The sequence below is a fragment of the Pseudarthrobacter sp. ATCC 49987 genome (genome assembly GCF_009928425.1).
GTDB lineage: Bacteria > Actinomycetota > Actinomycetes > Actinomycetales > Micrococcaceae > Arthrobacter.
This window is the reverse complement of record NZ_JAABNS010000001.1, coordinates 2,838,035-2,850,598: the sequence shown is the minus strand read 5'-3', so window position 1 is coordinate 2,850,598 and position 12,564 is coordinate 2,838,035. Positions and strand designations below refer to the sequence as shown.

11 protein-coding genes and 1 pseudogene are annotated in these 12,564 nt (G+C 64.4%); 1 reads left to right on the top strand and 11 read right to left on the bottom strand.

Going from position 1 to position 12,564, the window contains the following annotated elements; all coding sequences use genetic code 11:
* Positions 1–18 precede the first annotated feature (18 nt).
* The 8 genes from GXK59_RS13190 to GXK59_RS13155 all read right to left on the bottom strand — a co-directional run bounded on the left by GXK59_RS13190 (position 19) and on the right by GXK59_RS13155 (position 8,550).
* Positions 19–1,998, bottom strand: a complete 1,980-nt coding sequence (locus GXK59_RS13190) for a helix-turn-helix domain-containing protein (RefSeq protein ID WP_160667408.1) — start codon at positions 1,996–1,998, stop codon at positions 19–21.
* Between the two features lie 110 nt (positions 1,999–2,108).
* A complete protein-coding gene (locus GXK59_RS13185) occupies positions 2,109–3,212 on the bottom strand; it encodes an oxidoreductase (RefSeq protein WP_160667406.1) in 1,104 nt (367 codons plus the stop codon).
* 11 nt (positions 3,213–3,223) lie between these two features.
* Entirely contained in the window at positions 3,224–3,664 is a 441-nt protein-coding gene (locus tag GXK59_RS13180; protein ID WP_160667404.1) for a hypothetical protein, read from the bottom strand.
* A 39-nt stretch (positions 3,665–3,703) separates the two neighbouring features.
* Entirely contained in the window at positions 3,704–4,429 is a 726-nt protein-coding gene (locus GXK59_RS13175) for an SDR family NAD(P)-dependent oxidoreductase (RefSeq protein WP_160667402.1), read from the bottom strand.
* A 12-nt stretch (positions 4,430–4,441) separates the two neighbouring features.
* A complete protein-coding gene (locus GXK59_RS13170; protein WP_160667400.1) occupies positions 4,442–5,209 on the bottom strand; it encodes an SDR family NAD(P)-dependent oxidoreductase in 768 nt (255 codons plus the stop codon).
* The gene (locus GXK59_RS13165) at positions 5,199–6,587 is read right to left on the bottom strand and encodes an MFS transporter (protein ID WP_160667398.1); all 1,389 of its coding nucleotides are present in this window, start codon (positions 6,585–6,587) and stop codon (positions 5,199–5,201) included. Before GXK59_RS13165 ends, GXK59_RS13170 begins: the two co-directional genes overlap by 11 nt.
* On the bottom strand, positions 6,584–7,474 hold the full coding sequence (locus GXK59_RS13160) for a polysaccharide deacetylase family protein (RefSeq protein ID WP_160667397.1): 891 nt from the start codon (positions 7,472–7,474) through the stop codon (positions 6,584–6,586). Before GXK59_RS13160 ends, GXK59_RS13165 begins: the two co-directional genes overlap by 4 nt.
* A 44-nt stretch (positions 7,475–7,518) precedes the next feature.
* Entirely contained in the window at positions 7,519–8,550 is a 1,032-nt protein-coding gene (locus GXK59_RS13155) for an asparaginase (protein WP_160667395.1), read from the bottom strand.
* 274 nt (positions 8,551–8,824) lie between these two features.
* Here GXK59_RS13155 and GXK59_RS13150 point away from each other — a divergent pair, with 274 nt between their 5' ends.
* Entirely contained in the window at positions 8,825–9,856 is a 1,032-nt protein-coding gene (locus tag GXK59_RS13150) for a LacI family DNA-binding transcriptional regulator (RefSeq protein ID WP_160667393.1), read from the top strand.
* A gap of 45 nt (positions 9,857–9,901) precedes the next feature.
* On the opposite strand, the pseudogene GXK59_RS13145 reads toward GXK59_RS13150, so the two are convergent.
* The 3 genes and pseudogenes from GXK59_RS13145 to GXK59_RS13135 form a co-directional block, all read right to left on the bottom strand.
* A pseudogene (locus GXK59_RS13145) lies at positions 9,902–10,126 on the bottom strand (tautomerase family protein); the annotation flags it as partial.
* A 62-nt stretch (positions 10,127–10,188) separates the two neighbouring features.
* On the bottom strand, positions 10,189–10,950 hold the full coding sequence (pxpA, locus tag GXK59_RS13140) for a 5-oxoprolinase subunit PxpA (RefSeq protein WP_160667390.1): 762 nt from the start codon (positions 10,948–10,950) through the stop codon (positions 10,189–10,191).
* 167 nt (positions 10,951–11,117) lie between these two features.
* On the bottom strand, positions 11,118–12,563 hold the full coding sequence (locus tag GXK59_RS13135; protein WP_160667388.1) for a PucR family transcriptional regulator: 1,446 nt from the start codon (positions 12,561–12,563) through the stop codon (positions 11,118–11,120).
* Between the last annotated feature and the right edge of the window lies 1 nt (position 12,564).

Sequence of the window (12,564 nt, the reverse complement as noted above, 5' to 3'; positions counted from 1 at the left end):
GGAAAGCGGTCCCTTTGTTCAGGAGCCGCCGGAGCTGACGCCAGCTGTCTTCAGCCGCCATAGGCGCAGCGCCACTTGCACGTCCAGGGAACGGCTTCCCCGGCGCCACGGGGCACCGATCAGGGCGTCGATCCGGTCCAGGCGTTGCCGCAGGGTATTGGAGTGGATGTGCAGGGAGTCGGCGGCTTCCTGGAGGGCGCCGCCGTTTTCGTGGAACGTCCACGCTGTGAGGACCAGCTGTGTTCCCCGCCGCTCGTCGTAGCTCAGAAGAGGCCCCAGCTGGGCAGCCAGTAGCTGTCCAGCGAAGGGGCTGTCCATCGCTCCGAGCAACATTCCTGCGGTACCCAAGGCGGCCCGGTTCGCTGCTTCCCCGTTGCGCGAGAGGGCCTGCAGGGCACGGAGGACGGCGTGGGCTTCGGTGTGAGCAGCGGACAGACGGGCAAAGCCGGTCACTGGCTCCGACGTTCCCACGCTGGCCGTGATGCGGCGTCGTTTCAGTTCGTCAACGATGGACTGGCCGGTGTGTGCGGCACCGCGGGCTTCGTTCGGGCGGCTGTCGCGTCGTTCGAAGGGTTCGATGATGCATAGGTGTGATTCGTGCAGGGCGATGATTCCCGGAGTCCCTTCGGGCCGATGCCTCAGCACGGAGAGCGCCCGTTGGCGCTGGTCGTCGCTGACCCCCACCACCCGCACTACGAGCTGGAGGTGGTTCGCCAGACCGAACTGACCGGCCCGGCGGCCAAGCGCCGCCGCGTGTTCAGAGCGGGGGCTGAGCAGGTCATCGATAAGTTCCAGCTGCAGACGGTATTGCGCGTCCTGGAAGGTGCGTTCGAACAGCAGCGACACACTGAGCACCAGGGCGCTGCGTTCCAGGACCGCGAGTCGGGCCGGGCTGAGTTGCTCGGCGACGATGAGAGAGGCGAGGTGTTGGTCGCCCGCTACGGCGGACATGACGGTGTACTTCTTGCCCTTGACCTCAAAACGTACCGCCGCCCTCCTGGCCGCAGACTCCTCAGCGGCGCTCAGGGCCGACAGGCTGCCGAACTCTCCCTCGGATTCGAGCCCTGCCAGCGGCTCGCCCATGGGAGAGACCAAAAAGACAGGAGTGTCCAGGGACTCGGTCAGCAGGTTGAGGAGGTGCGGAAGGCTGCCGGTTGAGGCCAGCGTCTCCATAAGCCGCCGGTCCAGGGTTGAGAGTTCTTCCAGGGCTCGCACGTGGGCCAGGTTCTGCTGCTGTGCCTGGTCGAGTCGGCTGAGGGCACCGGCCATTTCACTGATGTACCGGGCGTTCTCCAGCGCGACCGCTGCGTGTGTACCAATGGATTCCATCAAGGCCACGTCATCACTGCTGAACTGGTGCGCATGCCTGTCAGCGACCAGGAGCGCGCCGATCACTTTGCCTGCCGCGCGAAGGGGGACCCCCATGATCGCCCGGACACCCTCCGCTGCCACAGCAGTGTCGCTGGACTCCAGATGCGATTTAGACTCATCCGCTAAGTAGTCGGGGCTCTGGGCGGGCGCCTCGCCCGTCGCCACAGCGCCGAGCACGCCTTCGCCGAGGGGCATGCGGATGTTGCGGAAGAGAGCGGTGGTTGCGCCGTCGGTCACCCGGACGTAGGACTCGCCGCTGTCGTAGTCGTTCAGGCTCAAGTAGGCGATGTCGCTGCCGATCAAGGACCGGGTGCGCCGGACGATGGCCTTGAGCACCGCCTCGACGTCGCGTATGCCGGTCAGATCAGTGGCCGTATCGTAAAGGACGCGCAGCAGGCCCTCCCGGCGACTCGCCTCCCACAACTGGGCGTTCAAACGGCGGGCGGCCGCCGCAGTGGACTGGTCGATGGCCCCGGATTCCAGCCAGGCCGACAGCGTGGTCTCCAGATCAGCCGCGGAAACGCCATGGTCGAGCATCGCCATGAGTTCGCCGGCGCCCTTGGTAGCGGCCGACGGGATTCCGGCTGGCGGGATGCCATCGCTGCGAACGCCCGAACTGTCAGTCATGTGTCCATTTTGCCCTGACCGCCCAAGCCCCGTGCGCCCGCTTCGGCTTGGGGCCAACAACAGGGCAGGCCAGGCGATGTCCGCCTGGCCTGCCCAATGGAATTGCACCCTTATGCGGGCAGTTCCAGCTCCCAGTCCTTGACGTCCGCGACCGGAGCGAACACACTGCCGTCGAGCTCGTCGAAGGCCTGGTTGTTCCGGACGCGGTGCGGCCAGTCCCGGGTGGCCAGAGCGGCCTTGCCGAGCGCGACGACGTCGGCGGCGCCGTCCTGAAGCAGGGACACGGCCGTTTCCGGGTCGTCGAGGTTGCCGTTGGCGATGACGGTTACTCCGGAGTGCCGTTTGGCCAGAGTTGCCAGGGACTCCGGGCCGTCCTCGAACGCCGGAGCGGCGGCCCTGTATTCGGTGGTGTGGATGAAGTCGATGCCGGTGGCCCCGAGGGCGGCAAAGATGACCTTTGCTTCCTCCGCGCCTCCGCTCCACCGGTGGTCGTTGTCGCTGACCTTGCCCTGGGAGATACGGATCCCCACGGTCATGTCCGGGCCGACGGCCTCGCGGACCGCCTGGCAAATCTCCGCGGCGAAACGCACCCTGTTTTCGGGGGAGCCGCCATAGTTGTCGGTCCTCTTGTTCAGGTAGTCGGTGAGGAACTGGTCGAGGAGGTAGCCGTTGGCGCCGTGAATCTCGACGCCGTCGAAGCCCGCGTCCTTGGCGTGGAGCGCCGCGGTGACGAACCCCTGCCGGACCTCGTCCATTTGGGCAGCGGTGATTTCCGTAGGAACCGGGAAGGGCCCTTCTCCACGGTAGAAAGCCAGCTGCTCACCCTTGGGGGCGATCGCCGACGGACCGACCGAGGAGTCCACGAATCGGTTGCCCTGGGCTTGGGCTCCGGCGTGCATGAGCTGGGCGAATATCCGCGCGTCGGCGGCATGGACGCGCTCGACCACCTTGACCCAGGACTGTGCCTGTTCCTTGGTGGCGATGCCCGGCTGGAACAGGTAGCCCTGGCTGTAGCTGGTGTCCGGATAGATGCCCTCGGTGATCAGCAGACCGAAGCCTCCCCGGGCAAACCTCTCGTAGTAGGAGGCCATTCTCTCCGTGGCATGTCCGTCCTCGCTTGCACTGACTCGCGTCATGGGCGCCAAAGCGACTCGATTGGCCAGTGTGGTGGAACCGATCTGAACAGCTGACCAGAGCGGGGTGAAATCGGGCATGTATTGCTCCTTCAAGTTTGTCTAAATGGAGGGAACCGGTCCGCATTGGGACCTGCTCCCGTGGGTGCCAACGCCACCTGGCCGGGGGATATTTCTGGCGCGTCGTCTCGCTGGCTGCCGACCGCCTGTGCCGCCGCCGCGAGCGCCCGCCCGACGCTGACGGCGCGGGCGGGCAGCCCCGCGCCGTCAGAGCCGGCGGCAAAGGCCTGCTGGTGTTCGATGAGGGCATCCAGCTGTGGCCCGGCAACGAAGCCCCGGATCACAGCCGTCCACAGCTCTTCGACGGTACGGCACAGCAGTGACGCCCCCGACGGTCCGGACAGCAGCCAACCATCGGAGAGTGCCTTCACCTTGGGGGCTCCGGGTAATCCGCCGCACACGGTGTTGACCGTCTGCGCGACGATCAGATGTTGCCGGAGGGTCCGCACCGCCCCCAAAACGGGATCCGGCACGACCGCGCTTCCGCACGCTCCGCACATGCGATCCCCTTCCTACGGCATCACGTCGCCGGAGTTAGGCCCAAGGGTTTGCCCGACGAAGAGGTTCCCTCCGGGGTCGCTGGCGAGAAGCAGCGCCGCGGGCGCCACCTCTGCCGCCGTGCCGAAACGGCCCAGCGGAAGTTCCGCGCGCTTGGCGGCCTTCCAGCTTTCGGAAATGCCGTCAACCAGGGGAGTGTCGATCGGGCCCGGTGCGATGCAATTGACCAGGACATTGTCCGCAGCCATTTCCAGCGCCAGCGCCTTGGACAAGCCCACCACCCCGGCTTTCGCGGCACTGTAGTGGCTCAGCCCCACCCCGCCCTTGATCGCGAGCTGGGAGGCGATGTTGATGATGCGCCCCCACTTTTGCTGGCGCATCCCGCCGACCACCTCACGGCAGCAAAGGAACACCCCGGTCAGGTCCACCGCGATCGTTTCGTTCCACTTGTCCAAGGACATGCTTTCCAGCGGCGACTCGGTGAGCAGGCCCGCGCTATTGACAAGGACGTCGATCGATCCGAGGCGTTCCCGGGCTTCCACGAAGGCGGCCCGCACGCTGGCTTCGTCGGCTACGTCGACGCCGATGGTCCCGTTGCCGCTGAACCGGTCCATGACCACCACGCGGTCCCCGTTGTCCGTGAAAGCGGCGGCGATCGCCGCGCCGATTCCGCTGGCACCGCCGGTGACGACCACCGCACGTCCCGCTCCTTCCGGATAACTCAATGCTGACGTGTTCATATTGTCCTGCTCCTAGGCGCGCATCTTGACGGTGAGGCCACCGTCGACGATCAGGGACTGCCCGGTCACATACCGGGAGTCATCCGAAGTCAGGAAGCCGATGACACTGGCGACTTCCTCCGGCTTCCCCACCCGGCCCCACGGGATGTCGTCCCCGGCCCGCCGGAGCCCGTCCGGGCCCAGGGAGTTGACGGGGTCCAGGGACTGCGGGGTCTCAATAAGCCCAGGGATTACGGCGTTGGCGCGGATCCGGCGGGGCCCGAGTTCCACAGCCACGCTGCGGATCAGGCCGAGCAATCCGGCCTTGGCAGCCGCGTAGTGGGAATGTTCCTCCCAGCCGTAGACGCCGCCGGCGATGGAGGAGACGGCGACCATGGAGCCGCCTTCTGTCATCCTGGCGGCACCGGAACGCAGGGTGCGCAGGACTCCGGTGAGGTCGACGTTGAGCATGTCGTTCCAGCGGTCGTCCGTCATCTCACCGAGCGGCGAGTTGCGGAGGATCCCTGCGTTGGCGATGGCGTAGTCAAGCCGGCCGTACTCGTCGACGGCCCGCTGGGCAAAGACTTCGACCGATTCGCTGGACCGGACGTCCACCTCCTGGATGACAGCTTCACCCTTGGCCTCTTTCACCAGGCGAAGTGTTTCCTCGGGGTCGTGCGGATCCCCGGGGAAGGTCCCGATGATGGAACGCACACCTTGCCGGGCGTAGTGGACCGCCAGGGCGCGTCCGATGCCGCTGGCTGCTCCCGTGATCACCGCCACCCTATTTTCAGACGTCATGGGGGTGGTCCTCCAGCAGGGCTTCGACCGGCGGCTTGGCCGCGAACATGAGCAATCCGGAAATCAGCGTACCCAGCGCGCCGACCCAGAGGGCTGCGGGCCCGGTGCCGGACCCGGCGGCGATGGCGGTGAAGATGGCGCCGCCGATGATGGTGCCGGGCTGGCTCATGGCGCCGATGAAGGCGGTGCCCGTGGCCCGGCAGCTCACCGGGTAGCACTCGGCCATGAAGTACTGGATCGCAGCGTAGGGACCGACCAGGAAGAACAAGCCGGTGCCGTAGGTCAGGATGATCATGAAGGGGCTGGTGGCGATGGGGCTGAGCATGACGGCGAAGGCGATGCCGGAGATGATCCAGCCAGCGATGATGGTCTTCTTGCGCCCCACCTTGTCGCCGAGCCAGCCGTGGAAGACGTAACCGAAGTAAGCGAGCAGGTTGATGACGATGAGCATCCAGAAGGCGTCGGAGAGCTCCACGCCCTTGGCGTTTTTGAGCACCGAGCTGCCCAGCACGCTGAAGATGGTGATGCCGAAGAAGTTCAAGATCCAGGCGAGGGAGAAAACAATGGTGTTCCTGCGCAGGTGGGGCTCCCAGATGCGCTTCAGCGGGGCCGTTGAGGAGTGCTCCACGCCGTAGGATTTCGCGAGAGCGTGGGCTTGCTCGGTGTTACCCTGCTTTTCAAGTTCGGTGAGCTTGTGGTGGAGTTCGAACTGGGGTGTTTCTTTCAGTTTTTTCGAGATGACCCAGACGATGATGAATGCCGGGATGGTTGCCATGAGGTACAAGGCACGCCAGCCGAGGGAGGGAAGGAACGCGAGGGCCAGCGCGCTGGCCAGCAGGAATCCCAGCGGCCAGCCGCCCTGGATGAAGGAGTAGTAGAAGCCGGGCCGCTTGCGCTTCTTTTCGTCCTCGGTGACCTGGTAGACCTCGTTCATGTAGGTCGCGTTGACGGCCTGCTCGGAGAAACCGAGGCCGCCGAAGGAACGGACCAGGACCATCAGCCCGTTGCTGAGGAACGGAATGCCAGTGGGAATCAGCGCCGTGATCCCGGAGACGGCGGCGGTGCCTCCCACGGTGACCATCATGCCCTTCCGCCGTCCGAGCCGGTCGATGACAGGTCCGATGCCGAAGCAGACGATGGCAGTACCGACGGCAATCCAAGTGTTGATGGCGTAGGCTTCGGTTTCTGTCCAGCCGAAGTCCTCCTGCATCGCCGGCAGCAGCGTGCCGAAGAGGCCGTAGTCAAAGACAGCTACCGTCCAGGCCAGCAGTGCGATGGTCGAAGCGATGGTGGTGTTTTTCTTGGAGAACGGGGGCAGCTTGCGCTTCTCGTTCGACTGGGGCGGCGTGAGGTCGATCTGCGTGGTGGGCGTGCTCATGAGTTGCTTCCTTTACGTGGGTTCCGGTCGAGGAAAGTGTCGGCAATCTGGTCAAAGGTCTGCCAGCGGACGCCTTCGTGGGAGTTGATGTGTTCGATGAGGCGCTCAAGCATGAGCAGTACCTGCGGGCGCCCCGAGACATCAGGGTGGATGGTCATGGTGAACACTGCCTCGTCCATTTCCCGGTAGACCCAGTCGAACTGGTCACGCCACATCTGCTCGATGTCACGGGGGTTGACGAAGCCGTGAGAGTTGGGGGCGGCCTTGATGAACATCATCGGAGGCAGGTCATCGAGGTACCAGTTCGCCGGAATCTCAACCAGGTCGGTTTCCTCGCCGCGGACCAGCGGCTCCATCCAGGTTTCGGCGTCCTTGGTGTAGTCGATCTTTTTCCAGCTGTCGCCGACCCGGACGTAGTAGGGCTCGAAATCGCGGTGCATCAGGGAGTGGTCGTATTTGATTCCGCGTTCGAGGAGGATCTCGTTCGTGACCGGGGAGAACTCCCACCACGGCGCAACGTAGCCCGTGGGGCGACGGCCGGAGACCTTTTCGATCAGTTCGATCGAGCGGTCAAGGATGGCCGTTTCCTGTTCCCGGGTCATGGCGATGGGGTTTTCGTGCGAGTACCCGTGAACGCCGATTTCGTGTCCGGCGTCCACGATCATCTGGGTCAGTTCGGGGAAGGTTTCAATTGAATGACCGGGTACGAACCAGGTCGCCGGGAGTCCGTATTTCTCGAACAGCCGGATGAGCCTGGGACCTCCGACTTCTCCGCTGAAAAGTCCGCGGGAGATATCGCACGGGGAATCTTCGCCCCCGTACGAGCCGAGCATTCCGGCGACAGCGTCCACGTCGACGCCGAACGCTACTTGTATGTCCTTAGCCATTGAGTAGTTACCTTTCACTGTGTTTGTAGTTGGTGTGTTGTGCGCTATTCGCCGGAACGGTCGGGAAGTCTGGCCCTTCCGGCGAAAACTTGTGCAATCCGGTCCCTCGGGGTGCGGAGTCGGAGCAGGAGGCTGAGCAAAATGAGCGACTGGGAGGGTCTGAGCAGCCCTGAAGGTATGGCGCCGGCCGCCCTCAGGTCCTGGCCCCCGCCGGCACCATAAACGGGCAGCACTGCTCCAGCGTCGACGCGGGTGCTCGTCACGACGATGACGCCCGCCGCGGTCGCGGCTGCGACCTCGGCGCAGAGCTCCGCATTGGCGTTGCCCGCTCCCGTCCCTTGCAGCACAATTCCCGCCGCGCCGGCCTGCAGAGCGGCCCGCAGAAGGGTGGCATCCGCCCCAGGGTAGGAAGGGATGACGTCCACCCGCGGTGAACCGGATTCGAATCCGGTGAACGGCAGCGGCGCAAGTCGGGGCGGGGCCTCCGTCAAACGAACCTCGCCGGTATCGGAGACCCGCCCGGCGACTCCGAAGTCCGGGTTGGCGAAAGCCTCCAGTCTGGTGGTGTGGCTCTTGCGAACACCGCTAGCCGGGAAGACCGTGCCGGCGAAGGCAATCAGCACGCCCCTGCCCCGGGCCTCGGGAGAACCAGCGAGAGCGATCGCGCGGGCCAAGTTCCCCGGGCCGTCGGGGGACGCCGAATCGGCTGCTTGCTGTGCCCCCGTGAACACCACGGGCCGCTCATCATCGTGAACGAGCTCAGCGAGGTAGGCAGTCTCCTCCATGGTGTCGGTGCCGTGCGTGACGACAACCCCCAGTACCTGGGGGTCCTGCAGCGCTTCCTTGATCATTCCGCAGATCGTGATCATGTCATCGACGGCCAGCAGGTAGGAACCCTTCTGAAAGACGTCGACCACCCGCACCGGGTAGGAGGTTGCCGAGCCCAGGCTGGCAAATACCTGCTCTCCGGTGTCTGAGGCCACGGCGCCCGCCCCCGGTGCCACGGCACGTGACGAAATGGTGCCTCCGGTGGCCAGCAGCACCACGTGGGCTGGTGGCAAATCTCTGACGCTCATTTCTGCTCCGTTTTGTCGTGCACCTGCCGTCTGACAGGTTTACCCAATCGATTGGGTTGATGGGCTAAAAAGTATCCGTGGGATGTTTCGGTGGTTGCGCCCGCGAGTTTCGGGAGTGTAAACAAATTGAACTCAGAGGGGCGGGACGCCGCGTTACCCAATCGATTGGGTACCGCTTCGTAACTGTAAAATGTGAGAGGGAGCACGTCAAGGGTTTTCCTGGACATTTCTGGAAGCCGGGAAACGTGCGCGACGTAGACATGGCGGGGAGCGAATGAGGGACAATGGCGACGGCGGCCAGGCAGTCACGCTGAAGGATCTGGCGGTCGAGCTTGGAATTCATCCCTCGACCGTCTCGAGGGTCCTGCATTCCAGCTCGGAGATAGCCAAGGGAGCGGCTTCTGCCGCCACCGCCGAGCGCGTGCGCGAGCTGGCGCGAAAACGCGGCTACTCCCCGGACCCGCAGGCCATGGGGCTCCGGACAAGGCGGACCCGGCTTCTCGGCGTGATAGTTCCCCGGCTGTCGGACCTGGTACTTGCCACCATGTACGAGGGTATTGAAGAGTCGGCAGCTGAGCTCGGTGTCTCCACTTTCGTGATGAACTCCCTTGATGACCCAGGGGAACAGCGTCGGAAAATCGACATCATGCTGGCCCGGCGGGTGGATGGGTTGATCATTGGCGATGTGCACTTGGGCAGCAGTCTGTTGCAGGAGTTGACGGCCCGGAAAGTTCCCTTTGTCTTGATGAACCGCCGGGCGGCGGGGTACCCCTCGGCGACGTGTGACGACGTCCTCGGTGGCGAGCTCGTCGCGGACCACCTGTGGGAGAAGGGCCACCGGAAGGTATCCGTGATCGCCGGCGAGCCTTACGCCAGCACGGCTATTGATCGAACGGCCGGGTTCGTGGCTCGCTGGAGGTCCCTGGGCGGCGACATCGCCGACAGCAACGTGGTCTGGTCCCGTTTCGACACGGCCGGAGGCCGTGAAGCAGCCGAAAAGATTCTGATGAACTGCCAGCCCACCGCCCTTTTCGCGGTGAACGACTTCGCCGCCATCGGTGCGATGGGAGCACTGCGGTCCCATGGCCTGACTGTGGGCCGGGACGTGGCGGTGGTGGGATTCAACGACACCTCCCTGGCCGCGGAACTGCCGATCCCGCTGTCCTCCGTGCGCTCGCCGATGCTCGACATCGGCCGGACTGCTGTTCAGCTATTTCAACGTGTGCTCCATGGTGAACGCGTTGAAGCCGTGGCGTTAAAGCCGGCGCTCTGCGTAAGGGAAAGCAGCGCCCAAGAACGGCCATGATCGTCCACGGAGCCGCGCCGTTGGGTCCAAGCCGCCTAACGGTTGTCAGTTTCCCGGTCCAGAGTCTGGAGTGTCGTAAGGGTATTCGTCGATGAACAGCTTTCCAGCGCGGCCCCAGTCATCTCGAGCCACTTCGTTGAACATCACGGTGATCGTCTCAGGTCGGCATTTGGCGATGCGGCAAAGTTCCTTCGTGAGCACTTCGGTTATTTCGCGCTTCTGGTCGAGGGTCCGGCCTGGAAACATATCGATACGGACAAGTGGCATGGTGACAGCTCGCTTCGTTGAGGGATTTCAGGTGTTCGGTCAGTGGCCTGTCCGGCCCGCTAGCGTTACGCCGCGCTGAGGTGGGATTTCACCGCATGGCTGACTGACCGGGCCAACTCGACCGCGCCGGGTGTGTCTGAGTGGATGCAGATGCAATCGGCACGCATTGGGATGTCGGAGCCGTCGACAGCACTCGCCACGCCGTCGGTAAGAACGCGGATCGAGCGCTCTGCCGCGAGTTGGGGATCGTAAGCGATGTGATCACGGGTGAGGATCAGGGACCCGTCCGGGTTGTAGTCGAGATCGGTGTAGTACTCCGCGAGGAACCCGCTCGAGCGAGGTCCCCAGACCTCCTCGTGGACAGTGTTTGCCATTCCCATCAGCGGCACGCCGTAGACATCGGCCGCGGCTGCGATTGCGGAGGCCACCGTACGGTCGCGACTGGCAAGTATATACAGGGCGCCGTGAGCCTTTATGTGGTGAAGGTCCATTTTCGCTTGGCGGAGGAACGACGTAAGGGCACCCACCTGGTACAGCACAGCCGCGGTAATTTCCTCAGGCTCCATGGCCATGACCCGCCGTCCGAATCCTTGCCGGTCGGGGAACGAAGGGTGCGCGCCCACTTTCACATCATGCTTCTTCGCCAACGCAACCGTGGAGTACATTACCGAGGGGTCGGACGCATGAAACCCGCATGCCACGTTTGCGAGGTCGATGTACGGCATGATGCCTTCGTCGTCGCCGCATTTGTAGAGGCTGTAGCCCTCTCCCATATCGCAGTTGATTTCGACTCTGCTTATGATTTCTTTCACATTTTCGCTCAGCATGAGGGAAACCATACGTAGGCTTCGGTGCAGATCCCAGTAGCCGTTTGCCCACTGTTATGGCGTTTAACTGTGCTGCCTGCACAAGGGAACAGAAGGGCGGCCGCCCTGGTGGGCCGTCGAAGCTCTTGGCGCAGAGGCGAGCGGCTACCCACTACGTCATATCCGCCTTACTGAAGCGCCGCCACGATACCCAGGGCCAGCAGGCAGGTGGCGCGGACCTCGCCGTCGGATAGATCGAGTTGCAGGAGCTCTTCGATTTTCCGTAGACGGTAGCTGAGCGTGTTCCGGTGGATGAAGAGCTCATCGCAAATCTCCCGCGAGCTTCCGCTGTGGCGCAGGTAGGCATCGAGGGTCTCGCGCAGCGGTCCGCTGCCGTCCGTGGCCAGCGGCGCCAAGAGTCGCTGGGACATCGCGACCAGCCCCGGACTCGGCAGCCCCCGCACGACGCCGGCAAGGTCGGCCAGCGGAGCGCGGCGAACGCCGGGCTTTCCTACCTGGCGGCGGGCCAACTGCAGAGACAGGGACAGCTCGCTGAGGCTTCCGGATTCCGAAACAATGACGGAAAGTTCCGGGGCGTCGGTGAAAAACTGTTGAACGGCGTCAAGCAGTTCAACCACGCCGGCGCGGTGCTGCACAAGCAAGGTGGTGAGCGCCGTTTCCTCCATGAAGCGCACCGTGCCGAAGCTGGCCTGAAGCCCCACGCGCGCACGCCATGCGACAGCTCGGAGCTTCGCCGGGGCCTCGTGTTCCGCGCCGCCGATGAGGACCGCACCCCATTCGCCGTCGGGCTCAAAACCGGCCTCAAGGGCGTAGCGTCGAAGCGGCGCGGAGGGCGCCCCTCCGCCCTCGTACAGTGCTTCGATAAAGCGCGCGGCCTCCCGTGAATGCAGCGGTGATCGTGACCCGAGAGTGTAGCTCAGCTGCATGGCGATGACGGCGGCCACCGGCCCCAGGATGGGCTGCAGCACCACGCTGCTATTGATGCCCTCGATGATCAGCTGGAAGCGGTGGGAGTCCCCGCTGGGGAGCCGGAGCGTGCTCCGGGCTGTCCCGCCGCCCGCCGCTCCAGCGGAGAGGAGCTCGAACGAATTGTGGTCGATGACTGCCACCCGTGCCTTGATGGCATGGGCCACACGCTCCAGAACCTCGGCGAGGGAATGGCCGTCGGCCGCCAGCCGGGTGCATTCGTCGGCCAGTTCCCAGCCCGCGCGCAGTTCCGCATACCGCTCGGAGCCGATGATCAGATCGACGTGCCTCATCACCAGCAGGAAGGGCACGTCCGGCGGCAGTTCCAGCAGTGGCAGGCCATGGGCTTCGCAGGCTTGGATCAAGCCGACGGGGAGCTCACGGTGTGCGGCGCCCAAGCCGAACGCCAGGCCCGCAACAGGTATCGACATCAGCCGTTCGACGTAGGCATCCCAGATCCTGAAGTCCTTGACATTGAGGCCCATGCCGTTGGTCAACACAAGGGCGTTGACGCCGAGAAAGGGCGTGGGATCCATATGTTCCGTCGGAGCACACCAAGTGATGGGCCGCTCCAGCCGGCCCTCGCCTCCCCTCACGCGCAAGCGGATTTTCAGATCGGGGTCGTCCACCAGGTCAGAAATGCGCAAG